Below are 21,800 nucleotides of genomic sequence, written 5' to 3'. Positions count from 1 at the left end.
TGAAAAATCCGGATTAATCGTAATACCAATAAAGGAAGATTGCATATAAAAGAAATTAAATAATGTTGATATGCAATTCGATTAAAATGGTTCTTTGGCATTTTGCTGATAATATATATGATACAAGCTGCTGGCAAAAAAGAATCCTGCCGTGAACCAATCTTGAAAATATTACATCCTTAATCGACTGAAATTTAGTGGCATTCTGTTTTATTAGCAAAACATAATGTTTGGTTAAGTCTGTTTGTCATAGTTGTGTCGTATAAAACAATACTCCTATGGCATGGTAGTTGAAAAGTGATGTTTGTACTAAAAATTTTCAACTATGAAATCAACCAAATTAATTCTCGGAACGCTGCTTATAAGTGGCGCCTCGATTTTCACAGCATGTCAAAAAGATCCTGCTCCTGGCGCATTTCTGAATACTGATATTTCAGCGGCTAGAAGTGAAGCTGTCGCAGATAACGAATCAGCAATGATAGATGATATTGCAAATATTGTTGCTTATGATCGTATCTCCGGCACGCGCGGCCTTTTTGATCAATTACCTGCCTGTGCAACCGTTACTTATGACACGATGGTTACACCTAAATCTGTAACTGTAGATTTTGGAAACACTCCGTGTTTAAGTGATTGGGATAGCAAATACCGCACAGGTATCATTAAAATTTCCTGGACAGGTCCCATGCAGCAAGTTGGAACGGTGAAGACTGTGACAACCGAAAATTATTTTGTCGGTACTTCAACAGATACACTAAACCAATATCAGTTTACAAAGACCATCACAAACCTGGGATTAAATGCAAATGGAAATGTGCATTTTTCCATTGATGTTACAGCTGCAACGATTACATTTATTGATGGCTCTACCATTACCTGGACAGCTAACCGGGATCGTGAATGGACGCAGGGAATCGGTACACCGGATCCTAATGATGACGTATTCCTTATTACCGGTGGAAGTTCAGGAACAGACCAGCTTGGTCAGTCTTTTACAGTGCAGATTGTAGAACCTCTTGTAAAGGATGCATGTGCCTGGATAGTTAGTGGCGTTAAAAAGATAACCCACGGAACGGACGTAATGTCGATTGATTATGGAAATGGTGATTGTGATAATTTAGCCGTTGTGAAAGTAAATGGTGGAACAGAAAAAGTGATTCATCTATAGTTAAATTCAATTTTAAAATACAACGGGAAACTGCGCAAGCGGTTTCCCGTTTTTACTTCTGAGCCATGAAAACCTGGTAAGAAAGAATTTAATCAGGTTTAATTATGCATGAATATTTTTTCCGCGGGATATTAAGGTAAATATTATAGTAAATGTTTATCGGAGGTAAAAACTCCTCTTTACCATTTTGTCTTCTATCTGAATATCTTTGATGATTCCTGCCTATCATCAGAAAGTCTAGCATGAAAATTCCGGTCATTATTTCTTCACCCAACAATTTTGTGGTGGCCGGGCTTTTAATCGGTTGTCAAATGTTGGCCGTCATCTGCATGCAATTCAACGGGCTGTATGGTCAGGATGCTCATGAATACCTTCGACTTACCCGTGCATTGAATTTGTATTTTCAATCAGGAGTGACAATTGAACATTCGTATTTCCCCCTTTTCTATCCGCTGATTGCATGGTTGTTTTCAAAAATTATGTGGAATGATATTGCGGCGCTCCAATTAGTATCCATGATTTTTTTAGCTGCTGCTTTTATTTATCTGAAGAAGTTAATTCAGTTTTTGTTTACTGAGCAACGATTGACCACAAGCTACCTTTTCGTTTTCTTTTTTTTGTCGCCCTATGTGTTTAGGTTCGGATTGCTGGATATGTCGGATATGCTTTGCCTGTTTTTAGTGACTGCATCTGTTTATTATGCCATTCGTTACTGGAAAACACCACTTCTAAAATATGCAGCATTATTTAGCTTGTTTGCCGGATTTGGATTGTCTACAAGATATGCCGTAAGCATCCTACTCCTGTTTCCAGCTCTTCTTTTATTGAGAAAAATATGGATGGCTAAAGACTATAAAGCAGTGGCAGTTGTGATACTTATTTTTGCTGGCACTTTCTTTCCTGACTGGCTGATACGCGGAAGAATTCTCTTTCTGCAAACTTCTGAAGGAAATTTCTTTATTGATTATGCTTCGAATGCATACGCCTGGTCTCCACTGAATTTTTTCAGAAGCAGTTTTGAAAATCCGGATGGCGCTCAGCAGTATGATTGCTGGAATCTTGCTGCCTCAACCTTCAACATTATTCATCCGGCTTTTCTTTTTGCGGGAATCATTTTTATTTTTTTTCTGAAACGGAATGATTTTGCCGCGATAGAAATCAGAATGATAACAGTGATGATAATTGCTTACGGATTATTCATTGCCGGATTGCATTACCAGAACAATCGTTACCTGTTGCAAAGTTTCCCGTTTGTGTTGCTGATTTTCTACTCTGCATTTTTGAGATTAGAAGCGCGGTATTTTTCCACAACGAAACTTAAATGGGTTGCCTTTTTAACGATTGCAATTATTCAACTGTCGCTTTTCTGGTATTCCTTTCAAAAAATTTATTCGATCAATTGTATTGAAAAAGAGTTTGCCGTTTCCCTGAAGGCTTATGCCGGTCAAACAGTGTATACATGTGATATCATAGGTGCCCTTACATCTTACAAAGTTGAAAATAAAGTGATTGATATCTTTTTCAATCGTATCACAAAGCCCGATTCAAATTCATTGTTGCTCTTTAATTACAATTACTTTTCTAAACATTTTAAAGATCAAAATCCAATGTTGAACTGGTCATTTCTTAATGAAAACCATCAACTTAAAATTATCAGCTCCTATCCTGATGGATGGGAGCTCTATGCTATTGATACTAATCGTAATTGATGATTTGGGATTGAGAATTAAAAATAAAGAATTAGGAATTGCATTAATGATACCTGATCAAGTACATTATCACGTAATAATGGTCTTGTATAAAAGCCGCGCTCCAAAATATATAATGCCACAACCCACGGCTTTTGAAATAAAATTCATAGTACGTTGCGTCATCAGGTGCTTCAGCCTGTTCGCGAGAAACGTTTTTACCAGGTCGAAGAAAAAATTACACAAAACGGCGGCACCAAAAAACATGATCTTCTCCGCTTCATTATAGTCTTTGTCTACGGATACAATGCTAACTGCACTCAACCAATAAATAAATACAAACGGATTTAGGGTGTTAATCACCAAGCCTTTGATAACAAACAACAGGTGGCTGAAATGTGACGGTCTGGTGATGTCAACCGTTTTAGGTGTCGCAACCGGCTTCCATAAATGATAGAGCCCGAAAATGAGCAGCAATCCTCCGCCGGCGGCTCCGATCGCATTGGAGATAATTTCATTCTGCATCAATGTTCCGACACTTAAAAATGATGCGCCAATGATGAGGATATCACTTAGCAACACTCCAATGGCAATGCTGATCGCAAGACGATGTCCGCGGGTAATGCTGGTTTCAATAATGGTAAAGAAGATCGGACCAAATGAAAATGCAGTGATCACTCCTAAAAACACTCCTTTGTAAATGAGTTCATATAGAGTATGCATGCATAAATATTTTAGGAATCCAAGCTTAACTTTTGGAAGGTATAAATAAACCTGAAATTTTCAGAATTGTTTCTCTAAGTGTTCCTGCGCAATACATTAAAATATCAAAACCTGAATGATTTAGTTGAAATCAGAAGAGGGTTTGAGCCTGACGTATATAACTGTTCGTAGTCTGTCAGGTATTTCTTGCATGAAAAATCTGAGCAAATCCATAGTAATTCTAAATTGAAGTGGAGCGGTATGTTGCAAATGGAAAATCCGGGTTAAATTTGGTTTTCCGTTTTACAAATGTTCATGAAGTCCGGTTGATAAAAGGATTTTACTCTTTCTTATTGTCATTGTTCCGCACCTTGCATCCATGTATTCCATACTAGACATAGAAACTACCGGTAATCATGCACAACGTCACCACATCACGGAGATTGCCATACTGAATTTCGATGGAGAAAAAATCACTGACCGGTACATCACATTTGTGCGTCCTGATTCTTTCATCCCCTTTTTTATCAGCCAGTTAACAGGAATCACCAACGAGATGGTTGATGATGCTCCATCGTTTTCATCCATTGCAGATGAAATTGAATTCTTCACACGCGACCGTACTTTAATTGCGCACAATGCTCATTTCGACTACACTTTTCTGAAGCAGGCATTTCAACGTGAAGGAAAAATATTTCAACGAAAAACATTGTGCACGCTGCGCCTTAGCAGGAAGATTGTTCCCGGATTAAAATCTTACGCGCTGGATTATTTGTGCCGCTTCTTGAAGATTACGCAACGGTCTGTTCACCGTGCAGAAAGTGATGCTGAGGCAGCATTGGAAGTATTCAGTTATTTACAGCGCACAGATAAAGAAGGTGTGATTGAAGGATTTCTGAAAAAAAAGACGGCTGAATTTAATTTTCCTCCTAATCTCCCGAAGGATGCAGTAACAACATTACCGGAAACAGCGGGTGTATATTATTTCCTGGATGCGCATGGAAAAGTGTTGTATGTCGGGAAAGCAAAGCATTTAAAGAAAAGAGTGCAGAGTCATTTTTCGGGCACTTCGTCCACACGATCCAGTACGCGCCTGATGAACCAGATTCACCGCATCAATTACCGGCTCTGTGGCAACGAACTCGTGGCCATGCTGCTCGAATCCGCCGAGATCAAAAAACATTTTCCACCTTTTAACGCGGCGCAAAAAATTACAGACGGCAACTATGGTTTGTATTGTTATGAAGACGGAAAAGGATATCAACGTTTCGGCATCAGAAAATTAAAATCGCTTGATCGTCCGGTAGCCTCTTTTGCTTCACTGGAAGCCGCGCGTAGTTTCCTCTTGGAAAAATTACGTGAATTCAAATTGTGTCCGAAGTTGTGCGGACTACAACGTTCAAATGATGCCTGTTACGATCATGCTTCCGGCATTTGCGATGGTGCATGTTGTGGTAAAGTGAGCGCTGCTGCCTATAATCTCCGGATAAATGAAACGCTGATGATGATTAAATCAGACCGCAAAAGTTATGCGCTTATTGGTGCCGGAAGATCTTCAGATGAATGTAGTGTGATTGTGATGGAAGATGGTAAATATCTTGGGTTTGGTTTTCTCGGTAGGAAAAAGACGCCACAAAATTTTTATACAGCAAAAGAATCCATTGAGCATTACAAAGACAATCGTGAAGTGCAGGGAATTATTCAGACGTATATGCGAAAATATTCCGACTACAAAATCATTACGGCCAGCTGATAATCAATAAGCAATCACCTGATATGATCAACAGCAGGAAACTATTTTGAGGTTTCCTTAATCGCCAGTTGAACCGCGTTGTATGCATTCACTACTCCGCCGGAAGCGCTTATTTTTTTCAGCTTCACCATTTTGGGTTTATCATCAGGTAATACAGGCAGATCCACTTTCTTCTCCATCTTCACAACTGACTGTTTTATTATTTCCTTTACCTGTGGTGCAGTAAGTTGTGGAAAGTAGGAACGAAGCATTGTTGCCACGCCGGCAGCTACCGGCGATGCCATGCTGGTGCCTTGAAGGTTGCGATACTTGTCTCCGGGCACTGTCGCATAAATGGCCACGCCGGGTGCAAACACATCCACATTTTTCTTACCATAATTGGAAAAAGAAGCCACGTTATTACCATAAGATGATGCTCCGACTTCCAGCCAGTTTGGTGCGGTGGTTCCATCTGTAAACTGATCACTTGGAAAACGCGCATTTTTATCATTGCTGATCGCATCGTTTCCTGAGGCATGCACGAGTAAAACATCTTTGGAAGCAGCATATTTTACAGCATCATCAACAGCTTTTTTATCATAGCCGTACGCTTTGCCAAAGCTCATGTTGATCACTTTCGCGCCATTATCTGCCGCATAGCGGATGCTGTTGGCAACATCCTTGTCGCGTTCATCTCCATCCGGCACAGCCCGCAAAATCATGAGTCGCGCATGGTCAGCAACACCATTTATGCCAATGGCATTGGTACGGTCAGCGCCAATTATTCCTGCCACATGTGTTCCATGCGTGGCATCGGGGCCCTTTACATCAGCATTTCCATAATACCGTTCCGTATCATCTCCATAATTATCGCCCACGATGCTGCGTGGATCAAAATCCGGATTGTAATGGTAGAGCGCGTCAGTGGCTACGTCATTTGCTTCTGATTTCAATTCCTCCATTATTTCAGCTACAGAGTTGCCTTCTTTCATTATAGAAATCAGCATTTGTTGTGCAATCATCAATGTGTCGCCGGTTGGCTGATAAGCTTGTAACTCCTCCAATGTTGGATTCTCATTACCCAAATCTGCAAGCAGGTTGGTGATAGCCTGCTTTACGCTTTTGTAAAATTGATAATTGTATACAGGTTCTTTTGACAGTCTTTCAAAATCATTTTTAATACCGAGGTATCGATTGTAGTCTGCGCGTTCTGCCGTAGTAATTGCTGCGGAATTTTTGCTGCCGAACCGGTCATTCAGCATTTTATAGAGACGTGTGAGTTCAAAAGTATCGTATTGTACATTCCCTGTTTTGCCACCAATAAAATTCCAGCCGTGTATATCATCAATGTATCCATTCTTATCATCATCAATACCGTTTGCGGGAATTTCATTTACGTTGGTCCAGATGTTGGCTTTCAGGTCTTCGTGATTAATATCTGTTCCGCCATCGATAACGGCAACAATCACCGGTTGACCTGTTCTGCCTTTTAACAATTCATCATACGCTTTATCGCTGCTTACTCCAAAATAACCATCTGTCACAGGATCAAGTTGAAACCAGTTTTTCGGAGGCGACTGTGCCTGCGTATTCACGTTCAAAATAAGCGCAAGAAGCATTACACAGATTTTTCTGACCAGCATTGGGCTATTCATGTTTATTATTTATGGAGAAAACTGAATTAGAAAATGTACTGCATTACCTTCATACAATTGAATTCCGGCTTACAAAAAGCAAGTGTCCGTTAAATTCTCATCGTTAAAAATGAGCAGTGTAAAAAGAGTGCCGAAAGTACTACATAACAAGGCAAATTCATGTTTTTCATTCTGATTTTCGACCAATGGAAATTTGCATTCGACATACCGGCATCCGCACAGAATGAGTCCTTAAATCTAATCAGGTTCATTGCAAACACAACAATTAAATTGCAACGAGAGAAAAGAGAAAGCATGTTAAGCTGAGTAATCCGGCAGCAGAGTATTCGCCTGTTGTTTTACTATCTGATAACATCCTGCATTTTGCTGAACTGAAAAATGCGGATTTTTCTTCGGGCATTCCATAATTTCAACCACTTATAATGCTGAATGTATTTTAATCAATACATAGAGACACTTCCACTTCCGCAACTACGATCCCTGCAATCTGAGCGGTTAATCCGTTTGTTGCATTACGTGAATCAACAAGTGCCTTTTTACAGGAAGCAATGGCAGGATGCAAATATTCAACTGTCCTCCATCAGATCGATAGAGGATTTGCACAAGCTTCCCTTTACCAGAAAAACTGATTTGCGTGACCATTATCCATTTGGATTGTTTGCCGTGCCGATGAAGGAAGTGGTGAGAATTCATTGTTCAAGCGGTACCACCGGCAAACCTACAGTAGTTGGCTACACCAGAAACGATGTGGAATTGTTTGCGGAGGTGAATGCACGGTCGTTAGTTGCAGCGGGAGCGAGACCCGGAATGAAACTTCAAAATGCTTATGGTTATGGTTTATTCACGGGCGGACTTGGACTGCATTACGGAGGAGAAAAGTTAGGCATGGCAGTGATTCCGGTTTCCGGTGGTATGACTGACAGGCAGATTTTGTTGCTCCGCGATTTTCAACCTGAAGTAATGTGTTGTACGCCTTCCTATGCACTTGCCCTGGCAGAAGAAATCAGGAATCGGGGCATTGGTCAGCAGGCGCTGAAGCTGAAATATATGCTGCTTGGCGCGGAACCCTGGACGGAAACCATCCGCGAAGAGATTCAACAATCACTCAACGTGATTGCCACCAATATTTATGGATTAAGTGAGATCATTGGTCCGGGCGTTTCGCAGGAAGATTTTGAAGAACGCGGTAGTGGAAGTTATGTTTGGGAAGATCACTTTTTTCCGGAGATCGTTCATCCGGATTCAGGTGAACCTGTACCGGAAGGCGAATTAGGTGTGCTTGTTTTTACAACGCTCACAAAAGAAGCATTGCCCCTGATACGCTACTGGACGAATGATATCACCAATTTGTATTACGATAAAAGCAGTAAGCGGTCGCACATTAAAATGGGACCTATCCGCGGCCGTGCTGATGACATGCTGATTATCCGCGGCGTGAATTTATTTCCTACGCAAGTGGAAGAAGTTTTGCTGGGCATGGTTGAATTGGCACCACACTATCAAATGGTGGTTTCAAGAACAGGCGCGATGGATGAGGTGGAAGTGATGGTAGAATTGGAAGAGCAAATCTACCGGGAAAATAATTTTCAACGCATTGAAGAACATATGGAATCGGATTTTGTGCGTGAGCTTACATACCGGCTTTCTAAAAAAATAAAGGATACGATTGGTCTCACCATGAAAGTGAGCATTCAGAATTACAACAGGTTGCCAAGGAGTGAAGGGGGTAAATTAAACCGGATAAAGGATTTGAGAAAAACTTAAGCGGTGCGGATGAAACCGGTTAAATCCTGTCTAATTCCTTTCGTGTCAATTCATTTTCTGTTTCACCTGTATTGACCACAGATTTAGGTTCGATCAGCATAATATGAACTTCGTCATCACTGTGTGGGCGATGTTCCATTCGTTTCGGAACAACAATAATTTCACCTTCATTAATTTCCACTGTTCTGATCCCTGATTCATTTGTTTCATCCCTGAAATCCATCAGCAACTTTCCTTTCAAAACCACAAATAATTCATCTTCATGGTCATGACTGTGCCAGATAAAATCGCCTTGCAATTTTACAAGCTTGATATAATTTTCATTCAACTCATCAATAATGCGCGGATTCCAGTGATCGTTGAACAAAGATAATTTCCCCGAAAGATCAATTTTATTCATACCATTCAATTTTTAAAAGTCAATGTCGCAACCCCGTTTCCCAGGTCGATTGTACTACTCGAACACCAATTGATACAACATGCCTGATCGTTGAGTGCCAATGGATGGCTGTCCCATTACATACAAAGTTTTATCTGCTCCTTCACCAAAGCTGTTGATGTAAAAATCACCTTCCACACCTTTAACTGTCATCACTCGTCGCTCCCAGTGATTGGAAGCAGAAGACTTTAACAGCATAAATATTTTTCCTGTCCAGTCGCCAAAAAAATAATTTCCCTGCATATCAGGAGATGAGGTTCCGCGATAAACATAACCACCAATTACGCTCTTTCCTTCAGCATGTGAATATTCATCAATGGGAAATGTAAGCCCTGCTGTTTGACAACCTGTGGACGGATTGTAACAATGTGTTCCCTCCATAATGCGCCAGCCATAGTTCCTGCCCTTTTCAACAAGGTCAACTTCTTCATATTCGTTTTGCCCGACATCCGCACAGAATAAACTTTCTGTTTTAAAATCAAATGAAAACCTCCACGGATTGCGAAAACCATAAGCAAAAATTTCATCAGCTCCATCCTTGTTTACAAAGGGATTATCAGGCGGAATTTTATATGCACTGCTGTTATTTACATCAATGCGAAGGATTTTTCCTAACAGAGAATTCAGATTTTGTCCGTTTCCATTCACATTATGTTTATCGCCGGCTCCGCCGCCGTCGCCAACCCCTATATATAAATAACCATCAGGACCAAAGCAGATTTGTCCACCGTTGTGATTAGATTCAGGCTCATCTATTTCAAGAATAATCTGTTCAGCAGTGTTGGCAACATCTGGATTCGATGAAGCTGTGTACGATGCAATCCTGCTTTTGTGATCCATTCCTTTTGTATGGGTTGGTGCAGAATAATAAACATACAACCTTCCGTTATTTTTAAAATCCGGATGAAAAGTGATGCCCAGCAATCCCTTTTCAGAATAGCCTTCGCTCACCTTAGCAAGCTTGTTTTCAATATTTAAAAAAGGTTGAACAATGAGTTGACCGTTCTTAATAATTTTAATTATGCCACGTTGCTCAATTACAAACAATCTTCCGCTATTGTCATCCGGTGCTGCCATGCCTATAGGTGCTTCCAGCCCACCGGTAATTTTTTTTAATGTTACACTGTAAATAATAGTATTGTCCTCTCCTGTATCAATCGAACAGGATAGCGAGATCATTAAAACCAAAGGCAGAAATGCAACCAATAATTTCATCGTAATTATTTTTTTATGAGTCTTCAGTTTGAACATGCGGTTCCTGTATCAAAAGCTAATATTCATAAAAACCACGGCCTGATTTTTTTCCCAGGAATCCGTCATCCACCAATTGTTGTTGCAAGACGCTCGGCCTGAACTTCGCTTCATGGTCAGATAATTCATACAACGACTTCGTAACATTAAGATTCGCATCCACTCCAATCAGATCAATCAGTTTGAAAGGTCCCATCCTGAATCCGCTTGCTTCCAGCAATTGATCAATCGTTTCAACAGATGCAATGTGTTCCTCAAGAATTTTTAAAGATTCAGTATGATACAATTTGCCAATGCGGTTGACGATAAAACCCGGCTTATCTTTCGTCATCACCGGTTGCTTGCCCATTTTTAATGCGAGGGCACAGATGGTTTTCGCGCAGGCAGCATCCGTTTTTTCACCGGAAACAACTTCCACTAATTTCATCAGGTGCGCGGGGTTGAAAAAGTGCATGCCCGCTATTCTTTCCGGATACGGAATTTCCTTAGCCAGCAGCGTAATAGGAATGGAAGAGGTGTTGGAACAAAAAATAGTCTCTCTATCATTTGTCAGCTTAGCTAACTGTTGGAAAAGCGTTGTCTTCACTTCCAATCGTTCCACAATCGCTTCAATCACTACATCTGCAACCAGATCGTTAAAATTATTGGAAGGAAGAATGCGTGACAGTATACTTTCCTTTCCTGCCGAATCTATCTTCTTCTTCTCCATTGCAATGGCCAGGTTATTCGTAATTCCGGTAATTCCTTTTCTGACCGCTGTTGCAGACACATCGTATAAAATCGTTTCATAACCGGCCTGAGCTGCAAGTTGCGCGATTCCGGCACCCATCGTACCCGCACCCACTACGGCGATGGAATGGATTTGTGTTATCGTTTTCACCTGGTTATGATAAGGACAGTGTTTTAAAACAGTAACTGCAATTTACGGTTGTTCTGTGAGTAATTTTATCTTGTCATATTTCGCATGCACGATAAACTATTTAAGGTTTTCAAAAACCATGGTCACAATTAATATACAGGTGCTCGCCGATGCGTTAAGCCCGTAAAGGCAATTGGGTATTTCCTTTGCTTGCTTAGCGCCTTGGCGATAAATATGCTGACGGCATAAAACTTCTTTCACTCTTTCGATTGGTGATGAACTTAACTTCCTGCCATCTTGCTATCTTTACGAGTTAAACTGCTTTTTTTGAAAACTTGCGCATAGAGATCAGTAGCATCAATTACACAAGCTCATCGTTTACCACCTGCCGTTGAAAATGGAAAAGGCACCACATCATTCCACATCCGCTTTGCTTGCTCCTTTACTGAAAAAAGTAAAGGACAAAGAGCTGCGGGAATTTATGGAATCGTATGCCGCACAAAACACAGCATTTGAAACAGAATTCCTCCTGAAGTTTGCAGACAGGCTTAAGATTTCAGGCAAAGAAAAATACCTGCTTCTTATCGAACAGGTCATTCGCGATAACGAAAAAGAAAACCATTACTTTCAAACTGTTGCAACACGTTTAGATGCCTTACTACAGCAGGCGGCAGATCAGTTAGCAATAAAAAATTACCTCGATCCTTTTTATTTGGCTATTGCATTGATTGAATTAATTCATCCACTGATCGGTCGTGAGGAGGATCAGGAATTTTTACTGCGTGGAAAAGTCATCAAGTCGTTTTCATTGCTTGATACCATTGTAAATATTGATGCCGGCACTCAACTGAAGGAGCTCATTTTTGAAACTGCTTTGCAGGAAGCAACACGGCCTGAATATCGTAACACCGGAATAGAAGACTATTGGTTCGATCTGCTGTCGGATGCCGCAAAGAATGAGGAGCAGCAATTCCGTTTGCTTAACCTCCTTGATCAGCTGATTACAGAAACAGGAAGTCGACAGAAAAATACCATCAATGAGCGCTACGAAGAATTTTTTCTCCGGAAAAAAATGCAGTTGCTTGAAAGTATGGGAAGGAAGGAAGACGCGCAAAAAGTGGTGGAAGATAACCTGCGCATCAGAACATTCAGGCGACAACTTATTGATGAATACATTCTAAAAAATGACTTTGACGCTGCAAAGGAATTACTAAAAGAGAGCAAGCGAAGTGATCAGCAAAAGGGACGGTTATACGAAAGTTCCGAATGGGATGAGTTGATTTTAAAAATTGCATTGCTGGAAAATGATGTGCGCAATATCCGGCAAACCGGTTTGCGATTGTTTTATGATCAGTTCAGGATCGAATACTATCGTACAGTAAAGACAACTTATGATGCTGAAAAGTGGAGACCTGAAGTGGAAAAAATTATCAGCACACTAAAAGCGGAGACCCATTTTGGTTTGAAAGGCATTCGTGCACTGGCAACAATTTTTATAGAAGAAAAGAACTGGCCGCGGCTGCTTGCACTGGTGCAGAAAAATGCATCGCTCGAGTTTGCAGAAGATTATTACGACCTGCTGAAAGACAAGTTTCCGGAGGAAATAGTAGAGATCTACCGCAAGGCATTGCGCCGCTATGCGGAGCAGAATATGGGTCGCGAACATTATGAGTATGTTGTAAAAATTCTTCGCAAGATTCAATCGTTGCCTACAGGTGTTGAGATATCAAAAACGCTTGCCACGGAGTTTAAAGTAATATACAGTAACCGCAGAAATATGGTGAAGGCACTGAATAAATTGGTTTTCTGAGAAATCAGGAATGCGATCCATCGTAGGTAAATAAGTTGAATGGTTGGATGGTTTTATGGCTATATGGTTATGGTGAAGCCGGAGCACTGTTTAAGGCGGCATTAACTGTTTCGATCCTGGTATTCAACGCATCATGGTTTGTTCAGTGCATCTGTACTTCGGCTTCGCCGCAATCATTTAACCATTTAGCAATGCAGCCATTCACCTGTTCAACCCACCTCACCACGCAGCCTCAAACTGTTCCAAAAACCGCACATCATTTTCAAACAACATGCGGATATCAGGAATATCATATTTGAGCAGCACCAATCTTTCAATGCCCATTCCCCAGGCGTAGCCGGTATAAACTTCCGGATCAATCTTGCAATTCTCCAGCACTTTCGGATGCACCATACCACAACCGAGAATCTCCATCCATTTTTCAGTTCCTTTCCGCCTGATATCTAACTCAGCGGATATTTCAGTGAACGGAAAAAAGGAAGGCCGGAAACGCCATTCGAAATCATCGCCGAAAAATTCTTTGAAGAAATAATACATCGTCTGTTTCAGATCGGCGAAAGAAACATTTTTATCAACGTATAATCCTTCCAATTGATGAAAGATTACATGATGTTTGTAAGTGATGGTTTCATTGCGGTATACACGTCCCGGTGCAATAATCCGGATCGGAGGTTTTTGCGTTTCCATTACGCGTATCTGCACATTGCTGGTTTGAGAACGAAGAATAACTCCTGGATTTTCGATGTAGAATGAATCCGTCATATCGCGCGCAGGATGATCTTCAGGAATATTTAATGCCGTGAAGTTGTGCCATTCATCTTCAATCTCCGGGCCTTCCGCCACCTGGAAACCGATGCGGCCAAAAATATCAATCACCTTTTTACGAATCACGGCAACCGGATGTCTTGAACCCAATGCAACAGGATTTCCCGGCATTGAAAGATCAACAGCTTCCGTTCTTGCAGCAACTACTGTTGATGATAACTGCTCTTTAAAAAGTTGGAATTTTTCTTCGGCCTTTAGCTTCAATGCATTCACCACTTGCCCGAACTCCTTCTTGCGTTCATTCGGCACCTGCTTCATCTCAGCAAACACATCCTTGATAATATTCTTGCTGCCGAGATACCGTATCCGGAATTGTTCAAGCGCTGCCGCATCTGAAATTACGTCCGTTTCCAGTTCCTTCAAAATTGCTGCTGCCTTGTCGAATAGTTCTGTTGCCATAAAATGTTCTGTTGCGCAAAGAACGTGAAGAAAAATTAAATTAATGAACAGCGTTTAGACTGTGACTGTCGAAAATGTTCCTTGAGCTTGCCGAAGTGCTTTTATAACTTCATCACAAAGCAATTCCTCAATCACACCCAACTGAAATAACTATTTTGCAACCATAAATACGTAGCTGCTTTCCATTTCAAAAAAACCAACCACGATTTTTTTATGAAAATAAAATTTATGTCGCTGGTTTTTCTTGTGATCACCACGCTTCATGCATCAGCGCAAACGTATTACACAGTAGTAAATGAAGTGATTCCCGACAATGGCACTGTGGTCACTTTCGATCTTGCAGTCAGCGGATTACCGAATGTAATTGACACCACTTTCGGGCTGGAAAGTGTTTGTTTCAATATCACGCATACCTGGGATTCCGATCTCCAGATTAAACTCATCTCACCGGATGGAACAACAGTGTTGCTGATTTCCGGCGTGGGCGGTGACGGTGATAATTTTATTTATACCTGCCTGAATGATTTTTCACCGAATCCTGTCGGTGGTGGTTCAGCACCGTTTACCGGTATGTATGCCGCCATGGGCGATCTCGGATTGATCAACAATGGACAAAATCCAAACGGTACCTGGAAGCTGCAATGCAATGATACCTACCCGCAGGATGAAGGAACACTGCACAACTTTCAAATTACTTTCGGTGATAACCCTGCCATTCCATTCATCTTCACTGAATCCAACCTGCCGCTGATACTTATCAATACCAATGGACAGGAAATATTTAGTGAACCAAAAGTTGCGGCGGAAATGAAGATCATCGACCACGGTCCCGGAATCCTGAACCATCCAACAGATACCGACTATGCGTATGTTGGAAAAATAATGACGGAGCTGCAGGGCTTTACCGGTCCGTATTATCCCAAAAAAAACTATGACTTTGACCTTGTGGATATTGACAGTCTTGAAATAGATACAGTGTTGTTAGGACTTCCTTCAGAAAACGATTTTATACTAAAGGCCGAATACCTCGACTTTAGTCTGATGAAAAATACGATCACTTATGAAATGAGTAGAAGGATGGGACGCTATGCACCACGCACCATGTTTTGCGAAGTGATGCTGAATGGCGAATACATCGGCGTTTATACCTTGACAGAAAAAATAAAACGTGATGAGAACAGGGTTGATATCGCTGACTTAAAACCTGAGGACATTGCAGGCGACGAACTGACAGGTGGTTACATTATTGAAATCAATGAAAACGGATATCCAAACGACTGGAACAGCTTATACCTTCCCATCAATTATTCAACCTGCCAATTACCCGTTGCCTATAAAATGGTGGAACCACAAATTGAAGATATTCAACCGGAGCAGTTCGATTATATTCATGCTTATGTTGATAGTTTTGAAAATGCGCTGCATGGCAATTTGTTTCTCGATAGTGTAAATGGTTACCGGAAATTTATTTCCGTAAAATCATTTATTGATTTCATGATCGTAAATGAATTCAGCGCCAACTACGACAGTTACGGTCGCAGCACTTTTCTGTACAAAGAAAAAATTACGAATGGCGGACAACTGAACATCGGCCCGCCGTGGGATTACGATCGCGCCTTTGCTCCCGGAACAGAACAAGGTTGGGTTTGGGAAATCACGCATCCTTACTGGCCTTTTCCTTTTTGGTGGAGTAAATTCCGGGAAGATCCTGAATGGGTGAATGAAGTGTATTGCAGGTATACTTCTTTGCGGGAGGCAATAATAAAAGATGAAGCATTTTTTGAAATCATCGATTCACTTCAAACTTTATTGGAACAACCTGCAGAACGCAATTTTAAAAAATGGGCCGAGCTGGGTGTCACCAATCCTCCTTATTTTGTTGATGAACTTAAAAATTTTATCACCAACCGTTTTGCCTGGCTTGATGATGCGGTGGCTATTGATTATGTAGCTGCTCCTAATGCAACATTTACAACCGAACAAATAGCGCCGGCAGGATTTAAATTTATTCCTGCAATTACAAGTGCTGATTTCAGTTGGAGTTTTGGCGATGGTACATTTTCAACCGAACAGATTCCTGTGCATGTGTATGCCAACACAGGCAGCTACACTGTTACATTAACTGTTAATCAGTATTATGGATGTACAGCAATGTACGATACCATAATTAATGTAAATGTTTTTACGGGAATAGATCAGCAGGTTAAAAATAATTTCAAAACATTTCCTTCTCCATTTTCAAATCAATTAAATATTCAGTTGCCGTTTGCAAATCAAGAAGTTGAAATATTACTCATCAACAGTCTTGGTGAAATAGTATTGAAACAAAAATTATCCGGAGCACAACCAATCAACTTGCTTACAGATAATTTGTCCGCAGGCATTTACCTGATTAAACTTTTTGACGGTTCAAAAAATTATTTCGAAACAGTAATCAAACAATAGCTTCCCCAAAGGCTTTCTGCTAACTCGTACTTTATTATAAGTCATACTTGATAAAAGCAAAGCAATTATAGATGCTTCCTTCATCAGAATGACTACAAAGGAAGCGATGCCCCAATTCTTAATCCCCAATTTCTTCAATCCATCGGAGGATTCAGAGCTAAGAATTAATTCCTGATTTCTAATTCTCAATTCCTAATTAACCTAATTCAAAAGGAATTTATTACGTTTATGTACCCTATAAGAACCTTGAACCAAAATACCTTGAACCATGAGAAAAATTTTACTCCTCGCGATGAGCCTGCTTTTTTATGCTCCGCTTATTGCGCAAAACCGGTCACTTTCCGGTACAGTCATTGACAAATCAGACAATGGACCACTTGATGGTGTAACGGTTATCATCAAAGGCACCCAAACAGCTACCATTACCAACGGACAAGGGAAATTTATCATGAATGTTCCCACTTCCGGCGGAACGCTCATCTTTTCATATGTTGGTTATGAAACACAGCAGATTGATTTCCTCCATCAATCTACCATTGACGTTTCGCTTTCCAATACAGAACAACTGTTGAAAGAAGTGGTGGTGGTTGGATATGGAACGCAGATAAAAACGGAAGTAACAGGAAGTATTGCCGAGGTGAAAGGCGAAGACATTGCCCGCGCGCCTGTTACTTCCATTGAGCAAGCTTTGCAGGGAAAGGCCGCAGGCGTGTTTGTGGAAACAAACAATGGAAAAGTTGGCAGTGCAATAAAAGTACGTGTGCGCGGCTCTTCTTCCATCACTGCCAACAACGAGCCATTGTACGTGGTCGATGGCATTCCGATTAATACCAAAGCAGTGAACGATGAAGTCAATCTTTCCATCAACCCACTTAATGATATTGACTTCAATAATATAGAGTCCGTAAGTATACTGAAAGATGCCGCCGCAGCCGCCATCTACGGTTCCCGGGGCGCAAATGGTGTGGTGCTTATCACCACCAAAAGGGGAAAGGAAGGTAAATCAAAAGTCACCATAGACTATCAGCAAGGTTGGAGCAAACCAACACGGCTGCGTGAATTCATGAACACTGATCAATACGTTAATTATTTTGAACAGGCTGCTGTAAATGGCGGTAAATATGATTTTGCAAATGGCCTCAGCAATTACGATACAGAGCAGGAAGCAATTGACGACTATCTCGAAGATGTACATAAACAATTCGACAGAAATTCTGGTTGGGCTGACTGGACAACCAGGGAAGTGAGCACCGACTGGCAGTCACTTGCTTTTCAAAAAGCTACTTCGCGCGATGTGAATGCTTCCGTTTCAGGAGGAACCGACAAACTGCAGTATTTCATTGCCGGCGGTTACTCGCAGCAGGATGGTATTCTGATCAATAACTATATGAATCGTGGCAGCATTCAAATTAATCTTGACAGCAAGTTGTCAGATAAGTTTGACCTGGGCACGTCGCTGCAGATGAGCCGCAGTCTGAATAATGATGTCCCGAACGATGATTACTTTGAATCACCCATGCAGATTGTTGCACAGTCGCCTTTAACTCCGCCAAGAGATACATTGGGAGAACTAAATGAAGAACCTGTCACGCTTTATTTTAATCCATTGCTCGAAGCGCAATACACTCAATCAAATAATTACACCTTCAGGACAGTTGGAAACATCTATGCGAATTTTCATATTCTTCCTTCACTTACCCTTCGTGGAGAAGCGGGCGGTGATTTTACCAACTTCACTTCCGACCGTTATTCAGGCAGCCGTTCCAACTTCGGCCAATCTGTTGGAGGATATGGTGAAGCCTATGCGTCGCGCGTGGAAAATTATGATACGAAGCTGTTGCTTACGTACCTGAAAAACTTTAATAATATACATAACCTTGAAGCAACCGGTGGCATGGAATACCAACCCTATTCTCAGTTTTATCAGAAAGTGGACGGTCAGGGTTTTCCAAATGATGATTTGAAAACGCTGGCAAGCGCTTCACAGATTGTATATGGAACAAGTTACTTCACACAGTATCGTTTTATCTCCTATTTCGCCAGGGCCAATTACAACTTCAAAGAGAAATATTTATTCTCACTCACAGGTCGTATTGATGGGTCTTCCCGCTTCGGGGAAAATAAACGCTATGGATTTTTCCCTTCTGCATCCGCCGGATGGATTTTAAGCCAGGAGCAATTCTTAACAGGAATTCCTGTCATCAGTTTTCTGAAAGTAAGAGCAAGTGCTGGTGAAATCGGTAATGCGGAAATTGGAGACTTTGATTACATCGGAAAATATGGTGTCGCTTCCTACAATGGCAATCCGGCATTGTATCCTTCTACTATTGAAAATCCTGATCTCACCTGGGAAAGAACCTTTCAGTTTGATTTGGGAATTGACTTTGGTTTCTTCGGCGACCGCTTAAACGGTGAACTGGATTATTATATAAAAAACACCTCTAATCTTTTGCTCGATGTTCCTGTTCCGGCCACCACCGGCATCTTATTGCAGACGCAGAATATTGGTAAGATGAAAAACAATGGTGTGGAAATCGTAGTCAATGGTGATATCCTGGTAAGGGAATTTAAATGGACAGCCAGTATAAATTTTGCCGCCAACAAAAATGAAGTGGTCGAACTCGCGCCGGGACAAGATATTATTGACAATGGAGGATCTGATGTTTTGAATGTGGTGAAAGTCGGAGAACCATTGGGCGTTTTTTATGGTGCAGAATACGCCGGTGTGGATCCTGCAAACGGAGATGCATTGTGGTATGTGAACGGAACAGAAGGCTCCACCGAAACCACCAACGATTTCAATCTTGCCAACTTTGTAGTGCTCGGTGATCCGAATCCTGATTTCATCGCAGGCTTTTCAAACAGCTTTTCGTATAAAGGGTTCTCACTGGATGTTGCCACACAGAGTGTTTATGGCAATCAAATCAACCTGAACGGAGATCATTGGATGGAATCGAATGGTGCTGTTTACGATAATCAAACAACACATATGCTGGATTCGTGGCAGAATCCGGGAGACATAACTGATGTACCGCAGGCAAGACTCGGATTTGACAATGGCGATCAGACGCGTTCCAGCCGCTATATTGATGATGGGTCGTACATCCGGCTCAAGTCACTTACACTTGGCTACGATTTTTCAAGCCGCCTCATAAAAAAAGCGAAACTGACGAACCTTCGGATTTACCTCTCAGCCTACAACCTGTTAACTATTACAAATTACCGTGGATGGGATCCTGAAGTTACATCAGATTATGTGCTGCCGGAAGAAGCAAATGTGATTGCTGGAATTGATTTTTATAGCGCACCACAACCTAAAACCTTTGTGTTTGGAGTTACGATTGGATTGTGATCAGATTGTTTCGAACCAATTAACTAACCGGTAAAAGAATCAAAATGAAAAATCTTACAAAAAGTAAAAAACATAAAATGAATATCATCCATTCCACCGCCTATCATTCATTTCATGCAATAAAAAAATCCATGCATGTTGCATCCATGGTGGCAGTAATTTTATTTTTTAATAGTTGCAAGGATACGCTTGATCTTCAACCTGCCCAGGACCTCACTAACGCAACATCGCTCAGCAATGATGCAGGCGTGAAACAGGTTTTAGTCGGTGCGTATGATGAGTTGTCGCAGGACGACTTATTCGGAGGTAACATTCTTAGAAATTCCGAACTCTATGCGGGAGAAGGAGAATTGGTTTTTGTAGGAACCTTTGAGGCGCCACGTGAAATTTTTAACCGCCAGATACTGGTCGCCAATTCTGATGTGGAAGCATTTTGGTCAGATGCCTATAATTGCATTAATATCTGCAACAATGTACTTTCTGCTCTGTCAGTAGTTAACGAAGAAGATCGCGCGCAGGTAGAAGGCGAGGCAAAATGCCTTCGTGGCTGGATGTATTTTGAACTGGCGAGGTATTTCGGACAACAATATGAAGTGGGCCAGGTAAACAGTCAGTTGGCAGTGCCGATTGTGCTTGCACCAACTATCGTGATTGATGAAACTTCTACACCTTCAAGAAATACGGTGGAAGAATGCTATGCGCAGGCAATCAGCGATCTTGTAGAAGCTGAAAGTCTGCTACCGGAAAGTAACAATGTATATGCTGATAAATTTGTAGCTGCAGCGGTGTTGGCAAGAATCTATCTGCAAAAAGGTGATTATGAAAATGCACGCGATGCCGCGGATCGTGTAATTTCATCTGGAAAATATAGCCTGATTCCAGCGTATAAGGATGTATTTAACCTATCGGAAGATTCCAAGGAATCTGTCTTCTCTATTCAGATCTCTGAACAGGATGGCAATAATTCGATGAATGAATTTTTTGCCAATGCTACCAACGGTGGCCGTCGTGATATTTTGATTGAAGACGCACACCTCGCTTTGTATCCTGAAGGTGATGATAGAAAAGCACTCTTCTATACCAGTTCCGGTGATTATCTTTCCGGCAAATGGAAAAATCAATACGCGAATATCGCTGTCATCCGCCTCGCGGAAATGTACCTCGTTCGTGCCGAAAGCAATCAGCGCCTCGGCACTTCAACCGGTGGAAATCCCCTGGATGATTACAACAGAGTACACGTAAGGGCAGCACTTGCCGCTGCTTCCACCGTTGCTCTCGATGATATTTTGCTGGAAAGAAGACTTGAACTTGCACACGAAGGATTCAAATATCACGATGTAAAACGGTTGCACCTGGTAGTAGGAACCATGCCTTACAACGATAATAAAATGGTGTTTCCCATTCCGCAACGTGAATTGGATGTAAATAAAAATCTCGTACAGAATCCGGGTTATTAAAACTCGAACATCCATCGGATAGTTTGTGAAGCTTTTGCGCAGAGACCTATCCGATGGATGTCCGCTACTTTTTTCTTCAGCGTGTTAAAATCAAACAATAAGCAGCAGCCGATTAAAATATCTGCAGTCGTTTAATTCCTAAATCTAAAATTGTTGAGCGAAATCCGACCTGTCCCGTTTTTTTTTATCGGGATATTCTAACCAATCTTAACTAAGCTTGTCGATAAATTGTAAGGCCACCTAAAAAGCACCAT

14 protein-coding genes are annotated in these 21,800 nt (G+C 41.3%); 8 read left to right on the top strand and 6 right to left on the bottom strand.

What is annotated here, in order from left to right; translation table 11 throughout:
- Positions 1–325 precede the first annotated feature (325 nt).
- The gene (locus IPO83_06465) at positions 326–1,168 is read left to right on the top strand and encodes a hypothetical protein (GenBank protein MBK9730912.1); all 843 of its coding nucleotides are present in this window, start codon (positions 326–328) and stop codon (positions 1,166–1,168) included.
- 242 nt (positions 1,169–1,410) lie between these two features.
- Positions 1,411–2,877 carry a glycosyltransferase family 39 protein gene (locus IPO83_06460; protein MBK9730911.1) on the top strand — a complete coding sequence of 489 codons (1,467 nt, stop codon included), beginning with the start codon at positions 1,411–1,413 and terminating at the stop codon, positions 2,875–2,877.
- A gap of 69 nt (positions 2,878–2,946) precedes the next feature.
- On the opposite strand, the gene IPO83_06455 is transcribed toward IPO83_06460, so the two are convergent.
- Positions 2,947–3,579, bottom strand: coding sequence for a LysE family transporter (locus IPO83_06455; GenBank protein MBK9730910.1), 633 nt, complete (start codon positions 3,577–3,579; stop codon positions 2,947–2,949).
- Positions 3,580–3,937: 358 nt separating this feature from the next.
- Between IPO83_06455 and IPO83_06450 the strand changes: the two genes are divergently transcribed.
- Entirely contained in the window at positions 3,938–5,311 is a 1,374-nt protein-coding gene (locus IPO83_06450) for a GIY-YIG nuclease family protein (protein ID MBK9730909.1), read from the top strand.
- 41 nt (positions 5,312–5,352) lie between these two features.
- Here the strand turns inward: IPO83_06450 and IPO83_06445 are convergent, their stop codons facing one another.
- Positions 5,353–6,933, bottom strand: a complete 1,581-nt coding sequence (locus IPO83_06445) for a S8 family peptidase (protein ID MBK9730908.1) — start codon at positions 6,931–6,933, stop codon at positions 5,353–5,355.
- A gap of 441 nt (positions 6,934–7,374) precedes the next feature.
- Between IPO83_06445 and IPO83_06440 the strand changes: the two genes are divergently transcribed.
- Complete coding sequence (locus IPO83_06440) at positions 7,375–8,709, top strand: phenylacetate--CoA ligase (GenBank protein MBK9730907.1); 1,335 nt, start codon at positions 7,375–7,377, stop codon at positions 8,707–8,709.
- 19 nt (positions 8,710–8,728) lie between these two features.
- Here the strand turns inward: IPO83_06440 and IPO83_06435 are convergent, their stop codons facing one another.
- From IPO83_06435 to IPO83_06425, 3 genes are read right to left on the bottom strand one after another with little or no spacing between them, the layout of a single operon-like run.
- The gene (locus IPO83_06435) at positions 8,729–9,109 is read right to left on the bottom strand and encodes a cupin domain-containing protein (protein ID MBK9730906.1); all 381 of its coding nucleotides are present in this window, start codon (positions 9,107–9,109) and stop codon (positions 8,729–8,731) included.
- Between the two features lie 54 nt (positions 9,110–9,163).
- Positions 9,164–10,363 carry a PQQ-dependent sugar dehydrogenase gene (locus IPO83_06430; GenBank protein ID MBK9730905.1) on the bottom strand — a complete coding sequence of 400 codons (1,200 nt, stop codon included), beginning with the start codon at positions 10,361–10,363 and terminating at the stop codon, positions 9,164–9,166.
- Between the two features lie 55 nt (positions 10,364–10,418).
- Positions 10,419–11,279, bottom strand: coding sequence for a 3-hydroxybutyryl-CoA dehydrogenase (locus IPO83_06425; GenBank protein MBK9730904.1), 861 nt, complete (start codon positions 11,277–11,279; stop codon positions 10,419–10,421).
- 376 nt (positions 11,280–11,655) lie between these two features.
- Between IPO83_06425 and IPO83_06420 the strand changes: the two genes are divergently transcribed.
- Positions 11,656–13,068, top strand: a complete 1,413-nt coding sequence (locus tag IPO83_06420; protein MBK9730903.1) for a hypothetical protein — start codon at positions 11,656–11,658, stop codon at positions 13,066–13,068.
- 219 nt (positions 13,069–13,287) lie between these two features.
- Here the strand turns inward: IPO83_06420 and pheS are convergent, their stop codons facing one another.
- Entirely contained in the window at positions 13,288–14,292 is a 1,005-nt protein-coding gene (pheS, locus tag IPO83_06415) for a phenylalanine--tRNA ligase subunit alpha (protein MBK9730902.1), read from the bottom strand.
- 213 nt (positions 14,293–14,505) lie between these two features.
- On the opposite strand from pheS, the gene IPO83_06410 reads away from it, so the two are divergent.
- The 3 genes from IPO83_06410 (at position 14,506) to IPO83_06400 (ending at position 21,546) form a co-directional block, all read left to right on the top strand.
- Complete coding sequence (locus IPO83_06410) at positions 14,506–16,737, top strand: CotH kinase family protein (protein MBK9730901.1); 2,232 nt, start codon at positions 14,506–14,508, stop codon at positions 16,735–16,737.
- Positions 16,738–17,005: 268 nt separating this feature from the next.
- Positions 17,006–20,089 (top strand): TonB-dependent receptor, encoded by a 3,084-nt coding sequence (locus tag IPO83_06405; protein MBK9730900.1) that lies wholly within the window; start codon positions 17,006–17,008, stop codon positions 20,087–20,089.
- Between the two features lie 44 nt (positions 20,090–20,133).
- Positions 20,134–21,546 carry a RagB/SusD family nutrient uptake outer membrane protein gene (locus IPO83_06400; GenBank protein MBK9730899.1) on the top strand — a complete coding sequence of 471 codons (1,413 nt, stop codon included), beginning with the start codon at positions 20,134–20,136 and terminating at the stop codon, positions 21,544–21,546.
- Positions 21,547–21,800 lie beyond the last annotated feature (254 nt).

This window comes from Chitinophagaceae bacterium (assembly GCA_016717285.1).
Taxonomy (GTDB): Bacteria; Bacteroidota; Bacteroidia; order Chitinophagales; family UBA10324; genus JACCZZ01.
The sequence above is the reverse complement of the archived record's forward strand: the minus strand, read 5'-3'. Positions and strand labels throughout refer to the sequence as shown.

Bases quoted from the DNA above. Each gene is read 5' to 3' on its own strand.
- IPO83_06420 (MBK9730903.1), top strand. From the start codon at position 11,656: ATGGAAAAGGCACCACATCATTCCACATCCGCTTTGCTTGCTCCTTTA.
- IPO83_06400 (MBK9730899.1), top strand. From the start codon at position 20,134: ATGAAAAATCTTACAAAAAGTAAAAAACATAAAATGAATATCATCCAT.
- IPO83_06455 (MBK9730910.1), bottom strand. From the start codon at position 3,579: ATGCATACTCTATATGAACTCATTTACAAAGGAGTGTTTTTAGGAGTG.
- IPO83_06440 (MBK9730907.1), top strand. From the start codon at position 7,375: ATGTATTTTAATCAATACATAGAGACACTTCCACTTCCGCAACTACGA.
- IPO83_06460 (MBK9730911.1), top strand. From the start codon at position 1,411: ATGAAAATTCCGGTCATTATTTCTTCACCCAACAATTTTGTGGTGGCC.
- IPO83_06430 (MBK9730905.1), bottom strand. From the start codon at position 10,363: ATGAAATTATTGGTTGCATTTCTGCCTTTGGTTTTAATGATCTCGCTA.
- IPO83_06410 (MBK9730901.1), top strand. From the start codon at position 14,506: ATGAAAATAAAATTTATGTCGCTGGTTTTTCTTGTGATCACCACGCTT.
- IPO83_06465 (MBK9730912.1), top strand. From the start codon at position 326: ATGAAATCAACCAAATTAATTCTCGGAACGCTGCTTATAAGTGGCGCC.
- IPO83_06405 (MBK9730900.1), top strand. From the start codon at position 17,006: ATGAGAAAAATTTTACTCCTCGCGATGAGCCTGCTTTTTTATGCTCCG.
- IPO83_06435 (MBK9730906.1), bottom strand. From the start codon at position 9,109: ATGAATAAAATTGATCTTTCGGGGAAATTATCTTTGTTCAACGATCAC.
- IPO83_06450 (MBK9730909.1), top strand. From the start codon at position 3,938: ATGTATTCCATACTAGACATAGAAACTACCGGTAATCATGCACAACGT.
- IPO83_06445 (MBK9730908.1), bottom strand. From the start codon at position 6,933: ATGCTGGTCAGAAAAATCTGTGTAATGCTTCTTGCGCTTATTTTGAAC.
- pheS (MBK9730902.1), bottom strand. From the start codon at position 14,292: ATGGCAACAGAACTATTCGACAAGGCAGCAGCAATTTTGAAGGAACTG.